Origin of the sequence: Streptomyces seoulensis, assembly GCF_004328625.1 — a bacterium.
GTDB lineage: Bacteria > Actinomycetota > Actinomycetes > Streptomycetales > Streptomycetaceae > Streptomyces > Streptomyces seoulensis.
On record NZ_CP032229.1, the window covers coordinates 524,783 to 543,000 of the forward strand.

The following is an 18,218-nucleotide window of genomic DNA, read 5'->3' on the forward strand; positions in this document are numbered from 1 at the left end:
CGAACAGGGGCGCTCGGGAAACCAGTAACATGCGGCGCCATGAGCTCCCCCACTGGACCCGAGTCCGGCCTGCCAGTACGAATGCCGCGACCCCGCCAGCCCGGACGGCACCGCCGTCCGGAGCCGCTGGTGGCTCCCGAGGACGCGCCCGCGTTCGTCCTCGCGGTGCCCGGTGCGCCCAGCGCCGCCACGCGCAGCCTCGCCGAGGAGGTCGTGAGCATCGCCCGCTCCGAGCTGCCCGGCCTCGACGCGCGGATCGGTTACCTGGACGGGGACGACGACGAATTCCCGACCCTGAGCGCCGTCCTGGCGCGCGCCTCCGAGGAGCGCACGGCCCGCCACGAGCAGGCCGTCGCCGCCGGTTCCGACGCCAAGGCGCCGGACGGTCCGGTGGCCGTGGTCGTGCCGCTGCTGGCCGGTCCCGACAACGCCCTGCTGCGCCAGACCCGCCAGGCCGTCATGGACAGCCGGGTCGCCGCCGAGCTGACCGACGTCCTCGGCCCGCACCCGCTGCTCGCGGAGGGGCTGCACGTGCGGCTGTCGGAGGCGGGCCTCGCCCGCGCCGACCGCGCCCGCCTCTTCACGGTGGCGACCGCGGCCGACGGCATCATCCTGGCTTCCGTGGGCGGCGAAGAGGCCGTGCAGGCCGCCGGCATCACCGGCATGCTGCTCGCCGCGCGTCTCGCCGTGCCGGTGATGGCCGCCGCGCTCGACCAGGAGGGCTCCATCGCCTCCATCGCCGAGCAGCTCCGCGCCTCGGGTTCGCAGCAGCTCGCGCTCGCGCCGTACCTGATCGGCCCGGAGATCGACACCGCGCTGCTGACGGCCGCCGCCGCCGAGGTCGACTGCGCGACCTCCGAGGCGCTCGGCGCGTACCCGGCCATCGGCAAGCTGGCCCTCGCCAAGTACACGGCCTCCCTGGGCATCGCCCAGCAGCCCCAGGGCGCCCCGGCCTTCTGACCAGGCCACCCCGCCCCAGCACAAAGGAAGGGCCCACCCCGGCAACCCCGGAGTGGGCCCTTCGCACTACTTGAACTTCTCAGCAAACCTCATCCACACCCACCCAGGGGCGCGGGGAACCGCGCGACCAGCCACAACGCACCCGCACCCTCAGGCCCCCACAAGGCGCCCCGACCCCGCGACCCCCCGAAGCGGCTCCGCCAGATCGGCCAGAGCGTGCTCCAGCCCATGCATATGAACCAGCGCGGGCTCCACGGGAGCCTCCCCGGGCCGGTGCAACGGCTCGGAACCCCCCACGGTGAGCGCCTCCACAGCGGCCTCCACCCGCCAACAGGCGGCGGCCAGCCGAGCATCGTGGGACGCCTCGGGATCAGCCGCGACGGCGACCAGCCCCCGGACCTCCCGCGCACACTCGTCCAACAGCACCAGCACCCGCCGAGCCCGCCCCTTGCGCCCCACCAGCGGGTTCAGGGGATGCACCAACGGCGCCACGGACATCCGCACCCGCCCGAGCAACAGCTCCAGCTCGGCCACCAGCAGCGCGGGGTCAGCCGTGGCCGACCCGGCGAGCCGGGCCGCCGCCTCAGCCGTGCACGCGTGCACGCACCGCAACGCCCGCTGGATCCACGCGTCGGTGGTGACATGCGTGGTCACCGGCAACACCACCAGTACGGCCAGCATCGCCCCCACCGCCCCGACCGCCGTCTCGGCCACCCGCAGCGCCAGCAGCGCGGGGGTGAGCACTCCGAGCAGCCCGTACAGCACCTCGGCCAGCAGCGTCACCCAGAGCATCATCCAGGTGTAGGACACGGCGGCCGAGTAGAAGATCCCGAACACCGCGACCGCGACCAGCACCACGGACGGCACGACGGCCCCGTCCACCGGCAGCGCCACCAGCAGCCCGAGCCCGATCCCCAGCACGGTCCCGAGCACCCGCCGGAACCCCCGTACCAGCGTCTCCCCGCGTGAGGCGGTGTTGACGAAGACCCACCAGGTCGCCCCGACGGCCCAGTACCAGCGCTGCCCGGACAGCACCTGCCCGAGGACCAGCGCGAACCCGGCGCCCACGACCGCCTGCGCGGCCTGCCGGGTGGTCACGCGGGCCAGCCCGGAGCCCCCCGGCGGGACGGGCACCGTGGGCACGGGCAGCCCGCGCTCGTAGCACCAGGCCCCGAAGCGCACCACGGCGGCGGTGAGCAGGGACAGCAGGACGGCGGCGTACAGCGCGGGCAGTTGCGCGGGGGTGACGTGCAGGAACTGTCCGACGAAGAACATCATGAAGGCGAACACCCCGAGGCTGTGCCCGCGCGGCCCCCACCGGCGCGCGTACACGCCGGCGCCGACGACCGCGAGGAACGCCAGGTCCCGCGCGACCGGGTAGGCGTGCAGCTCGGCGGCGACCGCCAGCACCAGCACGCCGGCCCCGGGGAGCAGCGCCGTGGTGACGGCCTGCCCGCGCACGGTGGTGTCCGCGACGGTGAACAGGGCGAGCAGCGCGGCGAGACCGCCCGCGACCATGCCCGGCAGCGACTGCCCCGCGAGCCCGCACACCACGACGGCCAGCCCGATGCCGAGCACGGCCCGCGCGGCGAAGCGCAGCCGTATCCGTCCCGGGTCCGGCGCCATGAACACCTTCTTCAGCACTGCTCGTCCGCCCCCTAGTGGCCGTTCGCACGAAAAAGGCGCCGCGGAATCCGCAGCGCCATCGACACCCCTATGACAACACCTCAGGGCCGTTTGGCTCAACTGCCTCCCTTTTTGCTGAGCCATTGGCCCATGCCGTCCGTGCCGGGAAAGCGGCCTCGGAGACCAACGGTCCAGGTCGCCCGGCATGCGCCCACCGGGAGACACTGGGCCATTGGTACAGTCACGCTGGTCGACGAACCGCGAGGAGGCCGGAACGCGATGGCCGTGGACGAGCTGGACACCCGTATCCTGCGGCTGCTGCTGGAGCAGCCGCGCACCAGCGTGCGCGAGTACGCGCGCCTCCTCGGCATCGCGCGAGGCACCCTCCAGGCCCGGCTGGACCGGATGGAGCGGGACGGGGTGATCACCGGCACGGGCCCCTCCCTCTCCCCCGCCGCGCTCGGCCATCCCGTGCTGGCGTTCGTGCACATCGAGGTCACACAGGGCCACATGGACGACGTCGGCGAGGCACTGGCGGCCGTTCCGGAGATCGTCGAGGCGTTCTCCACCACGGGTGGCGGGGATCTGCTGGCGCGGGTGGTGGGCCGGGACAACGCCCATCTGGAGGACGTGATCCAGAAGCTGATCAGCGTGCCCGGCGTGGTGCGCACCCGTACCGAGGTGGCCCTGCGGGAGCGGGTGCCGTACCGGCTGCTGCCCCTGGTGGAGTCGGTGGGCCGGTCGGCGGCGAAGCCCTGACGGCCCGCGCGGACCCGTTTCCCGTAGTGCGGACATAAAGGTCACTGCATAGCGTGACCCCATGACTACAGTCCAGACCCGCCCTGCCGCCGCCGGTGACCGACGGCGGTGGCAGGCGCTCGCGGTCTGTCTCGTGGCGGGCTTCATGACGCTGCTCGACAGCTCGATCGTGAACGTCGCGCTGCCCTCGATGGAACGCGGCCTCGGCGCCGACGCGGCCGACGTGTCCTGGGTGGTGTCGGGCTACGCGCTCACCTTCGGCCTCGCCCTCGTCCCGGCGGGCCGTCTCGGTGACGTGCGCGGGCGCCGGGCGGCGTTCCTGTTCGGGCTCGCGCTGTTCACGGTCGCCTCGGTGGCGTGCGGGCTGGCGCCGAGTTCGGGCTGGCTGGTGGTGTTCCGGCTGTTGCAGGGCGCCGCCTCGGGCATCGTCGCGCCGCAGACGACGGGGCTGATCCAGCAGATGTTCCAGGGCGCCGACCGGGCGCGCGCGTTCGGCATGCTGGGCAGCGTGGTCGGGATCTCCACGGCGGTCGGACCGCCGGCGGGCGGCCTGCTGATCCAGGCGTTCGGCGTCGACGACGGCTGGCGCTGGGTGTTCTACGTCAACCTGCCCATCGGCGTGGCCGCGTTCTGCGCGGCGCTGCGGCTGCTGCCGCGTACCCCGGTGGCGGAGAAGCGGCGCGAGGGCGCGGATCTGACGGGCGTCCTGCTGCTCGGCACGGGTGTGCTGGCGCTGATGCTGCCGCTGGTGCAGGAGCAGCAGTGGACGGGCCGGGCCAAGTGGGCCCTGGTGCCGGTGGCGGCACTGCTGCTGGCGGCGTTCTGGCGGTGGGAGCGGCGTCAGGGCCGGCGCGGAAACGATCCGCTGATCGACCTGGAGCTGTTCTCCCTGCGCTCCTTCACCCTGGGCGTGCTGCTGAACCTGGTGTACTTCGGCGGCTTCACCACGGTGTTCTTCGTCTACACCCTGTACTTGCAGAACGGCCTCGGCTACGGCGCGCTCGCGGCGGGGCTGGCCTCGCTGCCGTTCGCCATCGGTTCGGCGGTGGGCGCGGCGCTGGGCGGCCGGCTGGTGGTACGGCATGGGCGGAAACTGGTGGTCGTCGGGCTGGTCGGGGTGGCGGTGGGCCTGCTCGCCGTGATCGGCGCCGTACAGCTCGTCCAGGGGCCCGGCGCGGCGTGGGCGGCCGCGCTGCCGCTGCTGCTCGCGGGGGTGGGCTCCGGCGTGACGATCTCTCCCAACACCACACTGACCCTCACCCGCGTCCCGGTGCGCCGGGCCGGGGCGGCGGGCGGCATCCTGGTGACGGCCCAGCGCATCGGCTCGGCGGCCGGGATCGCGGCCGTGGGCGCGGTGTACTTCGCCCATCTGGCCAACCACGGCACCTCAGTACGGGCGCTCCAGCTGGGCCTGCTCACGGCGGTCGGGATCATCCTGGTAGCGCTGGTGCTGGCCATCGCCGACCTGCGGGAACGGCTGGCGCACCCGGAGCCGCCGATGGGCGACGGGCCGGCGCCGGAGCCGGTGGAGCGCACACCGACGAAGGCGTGAGCACCCGGCTCAGGACTTGCGGCGGGGCTTACCCGGACGCCCGCCGGAGCGCCCGCGCACCGGCCGTCCGGTGGGCTTGCCGCCCTTCTGCTTGGCGGCGCCCTGCGCGGGCTTCTTCTTCTGCTGCTTGGGCTCCGGGGGCGTGGCACGGCCCCGGGTGCTGTTGACGGTGCGGCCCCGGACGATGCCGATGAAGTCGTCCACCCGGTCGGTGGTCGCCTCCTCCGGCCAGGCCAGCGCGATCTGGGACCGGGGGGCGTCGACGATCGTCCGGTAGGTGAGGTCCTTGCGGTGGTAGAGGCGCGCCAGGGACTGCGGGACGATCAGCAGGCCGACGTCGGCCGCGACCAGTTCCAGCGCGTCCGGGGTGGTGGCGGGCCGCTCGAAGCCGGGCTCACCGGGCGGGGCGTCCCAGTCGAAGACGTCGTCCAGCGGGTGGAAGAGCACCTCGTCGGCGAGGTCGGCGAGCGTGACCTCCTCGGCCGCGGTGATCACATGGTCCTTGGGGACCACGACCACCGTGTCCTCGGTGTACAGGGGGATCGCGCTGAAGAAGTCCCGGTCGACGGGCAGCCGTACGAAGCCCGCGTCCGCCTCTCCCGCGCGCATCAGGGCGTCCGCCTCGGCGGCGGGGACCTGGGTGAGGACGAGGGGGGTGCCGGGCAGGCGCTCGTTCCAGATCCGCACCCATTTGGCGGGCGTCACTCCGGGGACGTACGCGAGCCGGAACGACGGTGATTCTTCCGAGCCTGTCACCAGGCCAGGCTACCGGCCGTGGTCGGCTGCCACGCACACGGCCGATACCCTTGACCTCATGAGTTCGCAGCAGAGCCCCCAGACGATGAAGCCCGCCACCGCGGCGAAGAAGCTGGGTGTGTACCTCCCCGCCACCCCCGCCGCCTTCCAGGAGGGTGTGGTCTCGCGCGCCGAGCTGAACGAGCTCCAGACCAACCCGCCCGAGTGGCTGCGCGAGCTGCGTCAGAACGGCCCGCACCCGCGTCCGGTGGTCGCGGCCCGCCTCGGCATCTCCATCGCGGGTCTCGCCCGCGGCGGTGTCACCGAGCCCCTGACCACCGCGCAGATCGAGGACCTCCGCGAGGAGGGCCCCGAGTGGCTGGAGAAGGAGCGCGCCACCCAGGCCGAGGTCCGCAAGGAGACCGCGCGCATCAAGAAGCTGCACGAGGAGAAGGACGCCAAGGAGAGCTGACGCTCCTCCCGTACGTGCTGACGACGCGGCCGCGCCCTGGGTGCGGCCGCGTTCCGTATTGCGTCGAGGGGCGTTCTTTGTCGCGTCGATGGTCATCGCGACGGTAATTGCGTCGACAATCCCCCGCCGCCCCCGGCAGAGTGGCCGCCCGTGACGAGCAGCGAGCTGTGGGACCGTGCCAGTGCCGAGCGCTACGACGCCGAGGAGACGGAGATGTCCTCGGCGGGGGTGCTCGGGCCGACCCTCGATTTCCTCGCCGGGCTCGCCGGTGAGGGACGGGCGCTGGAGTTCGCCGTCGGTACCGGGCGGGTGGCGGTGCCGCTGCGGGAGCGCGGGGTGCCGGTGGCGGGGATCGAGTTCTCCGCGCACATGGCTGCGGTGCTGCGCCGCAAGGTGGACGAGGAGACGCTGCCGGTCACGCTCGGGGACATGGCCACGACGGTCGTGCCGGGCGAGTTCAGCCTGGTGTACCTCGTCTACAACACGATCTCCAACCTGCTGACGCAGGACGAGCAGGTGGAGTGCTTCCGCAACGCCGCCCGGCATCTGGCGCCCGGTGGGCGGTTCGTCGTCGAGCTGGGGGTGCCTCCGCTGCGGCTGCTGCCGCCCACACAGGTGGCGGTGCCGTTCGATGTGTCGGCGCACCATGTCGGCTTCGACACCTTCGACCTGGTGGGGCAGATCCTCGTCTCGCACCACCTCACCCGGGACGGCGAGGACGGCCGGTACCGCCGCTCGGCCTCCCGCCACCGCTACGCCTGGCCGGCGGAGCTGGACCTGATGGCCCGCATCGCCGGCCTGGAGCTGGAGCGGCGGGTGGCGGACTGGACCGGGACCCCGTTCACGCACGACTCGGCCAAGCACATCTCCGTCTGGCGGAAGCCGTTCTGAGCGGGTACTTCCCCACCCGGGTCCGCGCCTGATAGACGCAGGAGGCATGACACGACTCTCCCGCGCCGCACGCGGTGTCATCACCGCCGTGGCCGCCCTGCTGACCGTCACCGCCGCCTCCGCCCCGGCCCGCGCCACGCCGGACCCGAGGGCGCCGAAGGACTTCGTGGCCCTGAGCACGGTGGACCCGACGATCATCCAGGAGATGCGCTACTTCACGCCGCACAACTTCGTCGGCGAGCGCGTCGACGGCTACCGGCAGCCGATCTGCGTCCTCACCCGCCCCGCCGCCGAGGGCCTGCACCGGGCTCAGCGCCAACTCCTGCGCCACGGCTACAGCTTGAAGGTGTACGACTGTTACCGGCCGCAACGCGCCGTCGACCACTTCGTCCGCTGGGCCGAGGACCTGGACGACGAGACCATGAAGGCCGAGTTCTACCCGGAGGTCGACAAGACCCGCCTCTTCGCCGACGGCTACATCGCGGAGAGGTCCGGCCACAGCCGGGGCTCCACCATGGACCTGACCATCGTCCGCCTCCCGGCGCGGCCGACCCGCCCGTACACGCCCGGCCGGCCCCTCGTCCCCTGCTTCGCCCCCGAGCGGGAGCGCTTTCCCGACAACTCCCTGGACATGGGCACCGGTTTCGACTGCTTCGACCCGCTCGCGCACACCCTGGACCCGCGCGTCCAGGGCCAACAGCGGGCCAACCGCCTGCTGTTGAAGAACACCCTGGAGAAGCTCGGGTTCGTGAACCTGGCGGAGGAGTGGTGGCACTACACGTACAAGCCGGAGCCGTACCCGGACACGTACTTCGACTTCCCGGTGGCGTGGAAGTCGCTGTCCGCCAGGCGCTGACGCGGGCCGCCCCGGAACGGACCGACCGGCCCCCGGAGGGCGGCCCGTTCCAGGGCGGCGGACAATGGGCCGCACGGGGAGACTCCAGTGAAGGGGAAGCGTGACCGAGACCAGCAGCACCCCATCCACCGCCGGTGACGCGCACGAAGCGCCACGCGGCCGACTGCAACGCCTGATGCGCTACATCCCCCTGGTCGCCCCGGTCCTGCTGTGGGCCGTGCCGTGCGGGGTGCTCCTGTACACCGGCCAGCACTGGCCGCTTCCGGTGACCCTGACCGCCACCGCGCTGTTCGTCCTCGGCCTGGTCGGCATGCCGCTGGCGATGGCGCGCGGCCACGGGCGGCGCCAGCAGGACTGGGCGGCGATCATCGGCGACACGCTGCTGGGCGGCGCGTGGGTGCTGTTCGTCTGGTCCGCCCTGCTGGGCATCCTGCTACGGCTCGCCCTGACCGTGGCCGGAGTGGGCGACGGCCAGGACCGGGCGCGCATCGTCACCTGGGCGGTCCTCGGGGTGACCGCCGCGCTGCTCACCTGGGGGTACTACGAGGCCCGGCGTGTACCGCGCGTGCGCCGGCTCGACGTGGAACTCCCGCGTCTGGGAGCCGGGTTGGACGGCACCCGGGTCGTGCTGATCACCGACACCCACTACGGCCCGCTCGACCGCGCCCGCTGGTCGGAACGCGTCTGCGAGACGGTGAACACCCTGGAGGCCGACCTCGTCTGCCACACCGGCGACATCGCGGACGGCACGGCCGACCGCCGCCGCGCCCAGGCCGCCCCGCTGGGCACCGTCGAGGCGACGCGGGCCCGCGTCTACGTCACCGGCAACCACGAGTACTACAGCGAGGCCCAGGGCTGGGTCGACCTGATGGACCGGCTGGGCTGGGAGCCGCTGCGCAACCGCCATGTGCTGCTGGAGCGCGGCGGCGACACCCTCGTGGTGGCCGGCGTGGACGACGTCACCGCCGAGTCCTCCGGCCTGGCGGGGCACGGCGCTGACCTCGCCGAGGCCCTGACCGGCGCCGACCCCGACCTGCCCGTCCTGCTCCTCGCCCATCAGCCCAAGTTCATCGACCGCGCGGCGGCCCACGGCGTCGACCTCCAGCTCTCCGGCCACACCCACGGCGGCCAGATCTGGCCCTTCCACCATCTGGTCCGCCTCGACCAGCCCGCGCTCGCCGGCCTCACCCGCCACGGCTCCCGCACCCAGCTCTACACGAGCCGGGGCACGGGCTTCTGGGGGCCGCCGTTCCGGGTCTTCGCGCCCAGCGAGATCACGTTGCTCGTGCTGCGCTCGGCGTCATAGGGCGGGTCAGCCCGCTCGCGGCGGCTTCCTGGTGTCGAAGGCGAAGAGCGTGTTCTTCGCGGCGGCCACGATCACCGCACGCCCCGCCACGGTCACGCGCGGACTCGCCCCCTGTTCGCCGGTCAGGCCGTCGGCCCGCGGCCCCGTCGTCCACAGGGTCGCGCCGTCGTGCGGCGACAGGGCGACGACCCGGCCGGTGGCCGAGCTGAAGTACAGCCTCCCGCCTCCCGCCACCGGCCCGGACGCCCCTTCCACGTCGGTCTGGCGTGACCACCGCTGCCGCCCGGTCGAGGGGTCGATCGCGGTGACCAGCCCGGTCTGCCCGCTCACATAGACGGTGCCGTCCGCCATGCCCGGCGTCCCGGCGTACGTCCTGCCCAGCCGGGAGTACGTGACCTCGCGCGACGCCGGGTCGACCCGCGCAACCGAGTCGTACCCGTCCCAGGCGACTCCGTCCAGGTGCTCCCGGAGCAGGACGAGCGTGCCGCCCGCGACGCCCATCGGGACGGCCGGCCCGTCGACGGCGATGGGCGCGCCCAGCTTCCCCGAGGCCCGGTCGACCTCGTACAGCGTGGGATGGCGCACCGCCACGGCGTCGATCTCCGCGCGTGTCGCACACATCGCGAAGAGTCGCGGGCCGGCCGGGACGGGGGCGCACTGCGTACCCCCGGGGAACGGCGTCGCCCAGCGGACCGCGCCGCTGTGCGCGTCCCGCGCCTCCAGGCGGGAGTCGGGACCGTCCACCATCACGACGGCGGAGCCCAGCACGACGGCGTCCTGGGTCCGGCCCGTGACGGCCTGGGACTGCGCGCCGGACGGCGCGGACCACAGCTCCCGGCCGGACGTGGCGTCGACGGCGACCACCTCGGTGGGAGGCGAGCCGGGGTCGTCCTCGGCGGCGATGCGGTAGCCGAGCACCGCGTCGCCGGTCGCGCCCACCAGATGGACGCCCTGGGCCGGGACACCCGGACTCTTCACGGTCCACACCCGCGAGCCGTCATGGGCCCGCAGACGGGCCGCGACCACGCCGCCGCCCCCGCAGTAGACCGCGTCGCCGCGCGCCACGCAGCGCAGTTCGTCGGGGATGTCCTCGCGGCCGCCCAGCACGACCTTGCGCCAGGGCCTGAACCCGTCGGGGAGGGGGGCTTCCGATGCCGCGACGCTCTTGCCCCGGTCGTCGCCCCCGGAGCGGACCGCGTTCAGCGCGGCGACGGACCCGCCGATGGCCGCCACCGCGACGGCGACCGCGAGCGCGGGCCGCCACCGGTGACGCGGGCGGCGACCGCCGAGGGTGCTCGCCGCGCCGGGACCGACCGGCGTCGGGGACAGGTGCTGGGTGGCCATGTCACCGGGCCTGCCCGCGCCGGGTCCGGCCGCGTCGGCGCCGCCGAGGTCCACCGGCAGGTTGCGCAGCAGCACGAGGAGTTCGTCCGACGAGGGGCGCTCCCCCGGCTCCTTGGCCAGGCACGGCTCGACGACCGCGCGCAGCGCCTCCGGCACGGCCCCGAGCGACGGCTCCTCGTGCACCACCTGATACGCCATCAGGTAAGGGCTGTCGGCCCCGAAGGGCCCGCTGCCCGTCGCCGCGTACACCAGCAGGGTGCCCAGCGAGAAGACGTCCGACCGCGGCCCCACATCACGCGGCGACTGCAACTGCTCCGGCGACATGAAGGGCGGCGTCCCGATGATCCGCCCCGTCATCGTGAGCGTCTCCTGGTCCGCGGCTCGCGAGATGCCGAAGTCGATGACGCGCGGGCCCTCGGGCGAGAGGACGACGTTCGAGGGCTTGAGGTCACGGTGGACGACCCCGGCCCGGTGGATGTCGCGCAGCGCCTCCGCCAGTCCGATGGCGAGGTTCCGCAGCTTCGCCCCGCTCAACGGGCCGTCCGCCGCGCAGTGCTGGGCGAGCGTGCGCCCCTCGATGTACGCCGTCGCCATCCACGGCTGGTCCGCCTCCGGATCGGCGTCGACCACGGCGGCGGTGAACGCGCCGCTCACCCGCCGGGCCGCCGCCACTTCCTGACGGAAGCGGATACGGAACTCGTCGTCCTCCGCGAAGTGCCGGTGGATCAGCTTGACGGCGACGGGCCGCCCCGAAGCGGTACGGGCCAGGAACACCGTGCCCATGCCGCCCGAGCCGAGCCGCGCCTCCAGGGGATAGCCACCGATCTCGGCCGGATCACCCGCGCGCAGCGACACCGCTCCCGATTTCCCGCTCTCCACGTGCACCTCTGCCCCACGGACCTGCCCACCTGACCCGCCCAAGCTAACCAGAGCGGCCGCGCCACGCCGAAGCTGATCCCCACCCGGGCAGGGACGTCACGGCTCAGGAACGCGTCCGCTCCGTCGACGGTACCGCCGTGCGCGAGCGCGGAGTGGGGGGCAACGGCCGGCGTTCCGTGGGAGTTGTCGAGGGGACGGACGAGGGCGAGGCGGTGGCCGCCGACGGGGTCTGCGTACGGGTCGAGGGGCGGTCGGGGCGCGGCGAGGGGCTCACGGGAACCGACGCGGCCGGGGTCGGCGGGGCCGTGGGGCTGCTCGCGGGGGGCGGCGCGAGCGGGACCGTCCGCTGGGTGGGGTCCGGAGAGGCACCGCGCAGAAACGGTACGGCGAGAAGGCCGGCGACCGCGCAGGCCGCACCGGCCACGACAGCGGTACGCAGGACACGGCGGCGGGCCGCGCCACGGCGGATCTCCTCGTACCGGCCGGGCGGAGGCGCGAGGTGTCCGGAGGGGGGCCGCATGATGACGGCGAGCGGGTCGTCGGGTTCGAAGTCAGGACCGTCGTCACTGAATGTGATCAAGGCTTCTCCTCAGATGGGCGCGGAGCAGTTCACGGGCCGCGTGCAGGTCGGCCTTGACGGTCCCTTCCTTGCGCCCGGTCAGCACGGCCACCTCCCGGATCGGCAAGTCAGCGTAGTAGTGCAGGAGGGTCGGTACGCGCAGTCGTTCGGGGAGCGCCTGGACTAGCAGGCGGACCGACGGATCGCTCTGCTCCGCGGGCGGGAGGACGGACGCCTCGACGGTGGCGCGGCGCATGGCCCGGCGTTCGCGCTCCAGGCGGCGCCAGTGGTCGCGGACGATGTTGGCGGCCGTGACGTAGAGGAAGCCCCGGGGCTCCGACACGGACGTCCAGCGGGCCCAGAGCCGGGTGAACGCCTCCGAGGCGATCTCGTGGGCGGTCTCGTCGTCGTCCACCAGACGGCGGCACCAGCCGGCCAGGCGCGGGTAGAGAACGGCGAACAGCTCCGCTGCCGCCTTCTCACGGGACCGTTTCAACACTCTCCATGGGGGGTGGGGGGTATTCCTGGCGCCCCGGACATCCGGGGCCACCCTGGGGAAGACCCCGGACCGGGGCCGTACGCTCCACACGGCGTACCTTTCCCCGGTCCGGGGCCGGGGCGGGCGGCGACCGGTCAGTGACGCGCGGGGTGCGCCGCGGCGAAGACGATCACGTTGTCGCGATAGCCGTCGCCGGTACGGGGGCCGCCGCAGGTGATGAGCCGCAACTCCGGCCGGCTGACGTCCCCGTACACCGCCTTCGTCGGAAACTCGGCCTTGGCGACGGTCCGTACGGAGGTCACCGCGAACTCGGCCGAGGTGCCGTTCTCCAGGCGCACCGTGATCTCGTCACCCCGGCGCAGACGGTCGAGCCGGCGGAAGACGCCGTCCCCGTAGGCGCCGACCGTGACATGACCGAGGATCACCGACGGGCCCGTACGGCCCGGTGTCGGGGAGCCCTGGTACCAGCCCGCCTGGTCGTGCGCGGTGATCGGGGGCACCTGCACGGTGCCGTCCTGTGCCAGCCCGAGCCGCATGACCGGGGTGTCGACGCCGATCCCGGGAATCCGCAGCCGCACCGGGACCGAACGGCCGGGCGTCGTCGGCGGGTTCGCCGAGGGGGTGGTCACGTGCGGGCGAGCGGCGGACGTCTTGTCGTCACTGTGCCCGGCACAGCCCACGAGCAGCGAGGCCACGGCCACGGTGACGAACGCGCGCCTGGAGAGGTGGGTCATGCCCCGGCGGCCCGTCGGCGGCGGACCAGGAAGACCGCCGCGCCGCCCACGGCCAGCACGCCGGCCGAACTGCCGCCGATCAGCGCGCCGTCGGAGCTGCCGGAGCCGGTGGCGACACCGGTGTCGGGCGCGCCGCTCGGCACGACGCCGACCTGACGGCGCCCCTCGCCCGGAGCCACGGACGGCACCGGGGTGGCCGCCCGTCCCGGCACCCGGGAGGGAACCGCACTCGGCTCCGCACTGGCCGGCACGCTCGGCCGGGTTGAAGGCGCCTCGCTGGCGGGGCGCGGGGTGGGAGACGAGTCCGCCCCACCGGCGAACGCGGGCACCGCACTCGCCAGCACGGCGACGCACGCGACTGCCGCGGCACTGAGGACTGTTCGACGCATGTATCGCTCTCTCTCGTCGACCGGTCCGACGGGGTGGCCGGGCCGGTGTGATGGATCGAGCGAAGAGACGAGACAGGCCGGGCGGGGGTTGTAAAGGATTGGCAAAGTCAGACGGAGGCTCCGGCACCGGCGACCTCGTCGGCGACGAGCCGCCCACCCGGCGTGCTGAATTTTCAGTCAAACAAGCTTGCCCCCCGCAATCAGAACTTCCCCGGCACAGAAGGGTTCTCCTCGCGGTCCCACCCTCATTTCTTGACTGAATTTTCAGTTCATGTCAGAGTCGAGAAATCGGTTCGGTCCGCCAGGGCTGCCCCGTCGCGCTCCCACCGCGCGGCTCACTCTGTCGGCGGATACCTTGACCCCCATACGAAAACCGGAGCTGCTCGTGCCTCCTCTTCCCCCCACCCGCCGTACCGCCCTGAGGACACTCGCCGGAATCGGTGCCGTCGCCCTCGGCGCCTCGGCGTGCGGTCCGGGCGACGAAATGACGGGGATCGCGAGTGTCCCCGACGGTGAGGACACGGCGACGAGCGGACTGCGCATGGGCGCCGAGTGGGAGAGCCACGCCCGCACCTTCATGTCCTGGCCGGCCCTCGAGTCGGTCTGGGCCGAAGACCTGCCCTACGTCCGCGAGGACATAGCCCGAGTCGCACGCGCCATCGCGGAGTACGAGTACGTCGTGATGATGGCCAGGCCGGAACAGCAGAAGGCCGCCCAGAAGGCGTGCGGGCGTGATGTCGAGGTCATCCCGCTCGAGGTCGACGACCTGTGGGCCCGGGACACCGTGCCGGTGTTCGTGGCGGACGGCGGCAAGGTGACCGGCGTCGACTTCAACTTCAGCGGGTGGGGCAACAAGCAGGTACATAACAACGACGCGCGCGTGGGAGCCACCCTCCTGACGAAGTACGGCATCCCCCGCCGGACGGCTCCGCTGGTCGCCGAGGGCGGCTCCTTCGAGACCGACGGTGAGGGAACGCTCCTCGTCACGGAGAGCTCGATCGTCAACGACAACCGCAACCCCGGAAAGAGCCGGGACCAGATCGAGGCCGAGCTGAAGCGGACGCTGGGCATCCAGAAGGTGATCTGGCTGGCCGGTGTGCGCGGCCAGGACATCACCGACGCACACGTGGACAGCCTCGTACGGTTCACCGCGCCCGGAGTGGTGCTGCTGGACACGGCACACCCCGACACGCCACCGGACTCCTGGTCGCGTTCGTCCGACCAGGCGAGGGCCGTCCTCAGCAGGGCGACCGACGCCAAGGGCCGGTCCTTCGAGATCATCGACCTGCCGCAGCCCGACCTGTACGAGATCACCGGCGAGGGCGACGACTTCGTGTCCACCTACGCCAACTTCTACGTGGCCAACGACTCAGTCTTCATGCCCAAGTTCGGAGACCGGAAGGCCGACAACCGCGCCCGGAGCATCCTGCGGGAGCACTTCCCCGAGCGGGACGTCGTACAGGTGCAGATCGACACGATCGCCTCCGGTGGCGGCGGCATCCACTGCTCGACGCATGATGAACCCGGCAAGCCGGTGGACTGACGGGGGGTCAGCGCCCCAGGCGCTCGACCTCGGCTTCGATGCCCTCGCTCATCAGAGTCCGCGCGTGGTCGATCCGGAGCATGCCGCTGAGCCATCGCATGCTCAGACCTTCCACCAGAGCGGTGAGCCGCTCCGCCGCTGCCGCCAGCGCTGCCGCGGGGGCCATGGGCCGAACCTGCCCCAACAGGGCCGCGACGTCCTGGATCCACACCAGAGTGGCCCTCGCGAGGTCTTCCCGCAGGACTTCGTCGAAGACCGCGCTTGCCCGCAGCTCACCCCAGGCGCTGCTGTTCTCCCTGACCTCCGTCGTGTCCTGGAGTTCCAGCAGCAGCATCTGGTCCAACTCCTCGCGCGGACTCAGCGGTTCACCGTCCGGGGCCAGGTGAGTCGTGTAGCGCTCGGCCCGGTCGCTGATGAACTCCAGCGTCTTGCGCAGGACTCCGGTGCGGTCCTTGAAGTGGTAGTAGATCAGCGCGGTGGAGACGCCCGCCTCTTCGGCCAGCTCCTCCACGCGCAGACCACGGACCCCGCGGCGGGCGATCACCCGGGCCGCGGCTTCCAGGATCTGAGTACTGCGAGATGCCATGCCCAGAACCCTATCCGGCATGTTCACGGACCCGGTCACGCCCTGCGGGCCCGCGCCGCAGCCGCCCCAGGGCCGAGGGATCATGGGCCGCCCCGGCTCTCCGTCCTGACCAGCCGCCCCGGCTCTCCGTCCTGACTACCCGAGGAAGCTCAGCCGCACCTGACGGTTCGGGTTGTCCCTGTTCGTGTCCACCAGGCACACCGACTGCCAGGTGCCCAGTTCCAGGCTGCCGCCGATGACCGGGAGTGTGGCGTGGGGCGGGACGATCGCCGGGAGGACGTGGTCGCGGCCGTGGCCGGGGCTGCCGTGGCGGTGCTGCCAGCGGTCGTCCGCCGGGAGCAGGGTGTGCAGGGCGGTGAGGAGGTCGTCGTCGCTGCCGGCGCCGGTCTCGATGACGGCGACGCCGCAGGTCGCGTGGGGGACGAAGATGTTGAGCAGGCCGTCGCGGCCCGCCGCGACCTCGCCCAGGAAGTGTTCGCACTCCTGAGTGAGGTCCACGACCCGCTCACGGGACCCGGTGGCGACGTCGAGCACGCGTGTGGTGAAGGCATCTGGCATGCCTCCATCCTCGCCCACCGTCCGCGTTTCACGCCTTTCGGCACGGCTGTCCGCCGAGACGGGAAGTCCACTGACCGAGACACCGTTGACCGGCGAACGCCCGCCTGGCTACGTTCACCGGCATGTCGCGTTCAGCCCTGCTCACCACGCGCGGTCACATCGACCTGCTCCGGGTGGCCTCCGCCGCGTGTCGCCCCGGCCGCTGACGCCCTTCCCCCGCTTCACCTTCGCCCTTTCTCCGGGCCGCCTCGCGTTCCCCGCCCGCCGCACCTGACCCTCCGCTGAGCCGAGGGCGCCGTGGCGGCGACGGGCGCACCCTCGTTCCCGCTCTCCACCCTGTGGAGCACCCATGAGCATCAGCCATGCCCCGCCGCACCCGTCCGGCGCGGCGGGCGCAGCCGAGCTGCCCGCCTCCCCCGCCCTGCAACGCCTCGTCCCCGCCTCCTCCCGCCGCACCCGGCTCCCCCGCTGGCTGCGGCGCACGACCGGCCCGGCAGCCCTCCTGATCCTGTGGCAAGTCCTCAGCGCAACTGGGGCGTTGGCACCTGATGTACTCGCCTCACCGGGCCGGATCGCCCATGTCGCCGGTGATCTCATGGCCGACGGTTCACTGCCCTCCGCGATGGGCATCTCCCTGCAACGCGTCGCCGGCGGTCTGGTCCTCGGTACCGTCGTCGGCACCGGACTCGCCCTGGTTTCCGGGCTGTTCCGCATCGGCGAGGACGTGATCGACGCTCCCGTGCAGATGTTGCGCACCGTGCCGTTCGTGGGCCTGATCCCGCTGTTCATCATCTGGTTCGGTATCGGCGAGACACCCAAGATCGCCATCATCACGCTGGGCGTGACCTTCCCGCTCTATCTGAACGTCTACGCGGGCATTCGCGGCGTCGACTCCCAGCTCATCGAGGCCGGCGAGTCGTTGGGCCTGTCCCGCCGGGGGCTCGTCCGCCATGTGGTGCTGCCGGGTGCCCTGCCGGGCGCGCTCACCGGTCTGCGCTACTCCCTCGGCATCGCCTGGCTCGCCCTGGTCTTCGCGGAGCAGGTCAACGCCGATTCCGGCATCGGCTTTCTGATGGTCCAGGCCCGCGACTTCCTGCGGACCGACGTGATCGTGGTCTGCCTGATCGTCTACGCCTTCCTCGGCCTCCTCGCCGACTTCGTCGTCCGCTCTCTCGAAAGGCTGTTGCTGCGATGGCGACCGACGTTCACGGGCCGTTGAGCCCCGCGACCACCCAGGCCGTGCATGTCGAGGGGCTGACCCGTGCCTTCGACGGCCGCGCGGTCATCGACGACGTTCATCTCGACCTGGCGCCGGGCGAGTTCGTCGCCCTGCTCGGCCGCAGCGGGTGCGGCAAGTCCACGCTGCTGCGGGTGCTCGCCGGGCTCGACCGGGACATCGACGGCACGGTACTGGTCCCCCGCCGCCGCGCGGTCGCCTTCCAGGCACCCCGGCTCATGCCGTGGAAACGGGTGTGGCGCAACGTCCTGCTGGGGCTGCCCGGCAGGCCCGAACGCACCCTCGCCGAGCAGGCGTTGGAGGAGGTCGGGCTGGGCCATCGGGTGAACGCCTGGCCCAAGACCCTCTCCGGCGGCGAGGCCCAGCGCGTCTCCCTCGCGCGTGCCCTGGTCCGCGAGCCCGATCTCCTGCTGCTGGACGAGCCGTTCGGCGCGCTGGACGCACTGACCCGGATCAACGCGCAGCGTCTGGTGGGTGAGCTGTGGCAGCGCCGGGGCTGCGCGGTCCTGCTCGTCACGCACGACGTGGAGGAAGCCGTACTGCTGGCCGACCGGGTGCTGGTGATGGACGGCGGCCGCATCGCGCACGAGCAGCGCGTCGAACTCGACCGGCCCCGCGAACTCACCGACCCCCGCTTCGCCGCGATCCGAGCCGATCTGCTGGCCCGCCTCGGCGTCACGCCGGCGGCCGAAGCGGCCTGAACCTCCCCTCGCCCTCACCGAATGAACGGACC

The 18,218-nt window shown here is 72.7% G+C and carries 20 protein-coding genes; 11 read left to right on the forward strand and 9 right to left on the reverse strand.

From position 1 onward, the window contains the following. The first annotated feature begins 39 nt into the window (after positions 1-39). The gene (locus tag D0Z67_RS02410) at positions 40-960 is read left to right on the forward strand and encodes a sirohydrochlorin chelatase (RefSeq protein ID WP_107059536.1); all 921 of its coding nucleotides are present in this window, start codon (positions 40-42) and stop codon (positions 958-960) included. A 150-nt stretch (positions 961-1,110) separates the two neighbouring features. Here D0Z67_RS02410 and D0Z67_RS02415 read toward each other — a convergent pair whose 3' ends face one another. Further along, positions 1,111-2,604 carry an FUSC family protein gene (locus tag D0Z67_RS02415; RefSeq protein WP_031180320.1) on the reverse strand — a complete coding sequence of 498 codons (1,494 nt, stop codon included), beginning with the start codon at positions 2,602-2,604 and terminating at the stop codon, positions 1,111-1,113. 261 nt (positions 2,605-2,865) lie between these two features. On the opposite strand from D0Z67_RS02415, the gene D0Z67_RS02420 reads away from it, so the two are divergent. Continuing rightward, complete coding sequence (locus D0Z67_RS02420) at positions 2,866-3,345, forward strand: Lrp/AsnC family transcriptional regulator (protein WP_030803612.1); 480 nt, start codon at positions 2,866-2,868, stop codon at positions 3,343-3,345. Between the two features lie 61 nt (positions 3,346-3,406). Beyond that, positions 3,407-4,897 carry an MFS transporter gene (locus D0Z67_RS02425; RefSeq protein ID WP_031180319.1) on the forward strand — a complete coding sequence of 497 codons (1,491 nt, stop codon included), beginning with the start codon at positions 3,407-3,409 and terminating at the stop codon, positions 4,895-4,897. A gap of 9 nt (positions 4,898-4,906) precedes the next feature. Here D0Z67_RS02425 and D0Z67_RS02430 read toward each other — a convergent pair whose 3' ends face one another. Beyond that, on the reverse strand, positions 4,907-5,653 hold the full coding sequence (locus tag D0Z67_RS02430) for a LysR family substrate-binding domain-containing protein (RefSeq protein ID WP_199812154.1): 747 nt from the start codon (positions 5,651-5,653) through the stop codon (positions 4,907-4,909). A gap of 58 nt (positions 5,654-5,711) precedes the next feature. Here D0Z67_RS02430 and D0Z67_RS02435 point away from each other — a divergent pair, with 58 nt between their 5' ends. The 4 genes from D0Z67_RS02435 to D0Z67_RS02450 all read left to right on the forward strand — a co-directional run bounded on the left by D0Z67_RS02435 (position 5,712) and on the right by D0Z67_RS02450 (position 9,157). Further along, the gene (locus D0Z67_RS02435; RefSeq protein ID WP_031180317.1) at positions 5,712-6,104 is read left to right on the forward strand and encodes a DUF5997 family protein; all 393 of its coding nucleotides are present in this window, start codon (positions 5,712-5,714) and stop codon (positions 6,102-6,104) included. Between the two features lie 150 nt (positions 6,105-6,254). Next, positions 6,255-6,995, forward strand: coding sequence for a class I SAM-dependent DNA methyltransferase (locus D0Z67_RS02440; RefSeq protein WP_031180316.1), 741 nt, complete (start codon positions 6,255-6,257; stop codon positions 6,993-6,995). A gap of 46 nt (positions 6,996-7,041) precedes the next feature. Continuing rightward, positions 7,042-7,851, forward strand: coding sequence for a M15 family metallopeptidase (locus tag D0Z67_RS02445; RefSeq protein ID WP_031180315.1), 810 nt, complete (start codon positions 7,042-7,044; stop codon positions 7,849-7,851). Between the two features lie 100 nt (positions 7,852-7,951). Continuing rightward, a complete protein-coding gene (locus D0Z67_RS02450) occupies positions 7,952-9,157 on the forward strand; it encodes a metallophosphoesterase (protein WP_031180314.1) in 1,206 nt (401 codons plus the stop codon). A 6-nt stretch (positions 9,158-9,163) separates the two neighbouring features. Here D0Z67_RS02450 and D0Z67_RS02455 read toward each other — a convergent pair whose 3' ends face one another. From D0Z67_RS02455 to D0Z67_RS02475, 5 genes are all read right to left on the reverse strand, one after another. Further along, the gene (locus D0Z67_RS02455) at positions 9,164-11,356 is read right to left on the reverse strand and encodes a protein kinase domain-containing protein (RefSeq protein WP_031180313.1); all 2,193 of its coding nucleotides are present in this window, start codon (positions 11,354-11,356) and stop codon (positions 9,164-9,166) included. A 127-nt stretch (positions 11,357-11,483) separates the two neighbouring features. After that, on the reverse strand, positions 11,484-11,960 hold the full coding sequence (locus tag D0Z67_RS02460; protein WP_078873152.1) for a hypothetical protein: 477 nt from the start codon (positions 11,958-11,960) through the stop codon (positions 11,484-11,486). Next, positions 11,944-12,435 (reverse strand): RNA polymerase sigma factor, encoded by a 492-nt coding sequence (locus D0Z67_RS02465; RefSeq protein ID WP_031180312.1) that lies wholly within the window; start codon positions 12,433-12,435, stop codon positions 11,944-11,946. Before D0Z67_RS02465 ends, D0Z67_RS02460 begins: the two co-directional genes overlap by 17 nt. Before the next feature lie 137 nt (positions 12,436-12,572). Next, positions 12,573-13,172 (reverse strand): class F sortase, encoded by a 600-nt coding sequence (locus D0Z67_RS02470; protein WP_031180311.1) that lies wholly within the window; start codon positions 13,170-13,172, stop codon positions 12,573-12,575. Continuing rightward, positions 13,169-13,561 (reverse strand): hypothetical protein, encoded by a 393-nt coding sequence (locus tag D0Z67_RS02475; protein ID WP_031180310.1) that lies wholly within the window; start codon positions 13,559-13,561, stop codon positions 13,169-13,171. Before D0Z67_RS02475 ends, D0Z67_RS02470 begins: the two co-directional genes overlap by 4 nt. A 385-nt stretch (positions 13,562-13,946) precedes the next feature. On the opposite strand from D0Z67_RS02475, the gene D0Z67_RS02480 reads away from it, so the two are divergent. Further along, positions 13,947-15,104, forward strand: a complete 1,158-nt coding sequence (locus D0Z67_RS02480; protein WP_031180309.1) for an agmatine deiminase family protein — start codon at positions 13,947-13,949, stop codon at positions 15,102-15,104. A 7-nt stretch (positions 15,105-15,111) separates the two neighbouring features. On the opposite strand, the gene D0Z67_RS02485 is transcribed toward D0Z67_RS02480, so the two are convergent. Continuing rightward, a complete protein-coding gene (locus tag D0Z67_RS02485) occupies positions 15,112-15,690 on the reverse strand; it encodes a TetR/AcrR family transcriptional regulator (protein ID WP_031180308.1) in 579 nt (192 codons plus the stop codon). 135 nt (positions 15,691-15,825) lie between these two features. After that, positions 15,826-16,248, reverse strand: a complete 423-nt coding sequence (locus D0Z67_RS02490; protein ID WP_031180307.1) for a YjbQ family protein — start codon at positions 16,246-16,248, stop codon at positions 15,826-15,828. Positions 16,249-16,370: 122 nt separating this feature from the next. Between D0Z67_RS02490 and D0Z67_RS30540 the strand changes: the two genes are divergently transcribed. The 3 genes from D0Z67_RS30540 to D0Z67_RS02500 all read left to right on the forward strand — a co-directional run bounded on the left by D0Z67_RS30540 (position 16,371) and on the right by D0Z67_RS02500 (position 18,186). Beyond that, positions 16,371-16,454 carry a putative leader peptide gene (locus D0Z67_RS30540; protein WP_343235472.1) on the forward strand — a complete coding sequence of 28 codons (84 nt, stop codon included), beginning with the start codon at positions 16,371-16,373 and terminating at the stop codon, positions 16,452-16,454. A gap of 143 nt (positions 16,455-16,597) precedes the next feature. After that, entirely contained in the window at positions 16,598-17,467 is an 870-nt protein-coding gene (locus tag D0Z67_RS02495; protein ID WP_031180306.1) for an ABC transporter permease, read from the forward strand. Then, positions 17,440-18,186, forward strand: a complete 747-nt coding sequence (locus tag D0Z67_RS02500) for an ABC transporter ATP-binding protein (RefSeq protein ID WP_031180305.1) — start codon at positions 17,440-17,442, stop codon at positions 18,184-18,186. The genes D0Z67_RS02495 and D0Z67_RS02500 overlap by 28 nt, the downstream gene beginning before the upstream one ends. The last annotated feature ends 32 nt before the right edge of the window (positions 18,187-18,218 follow it).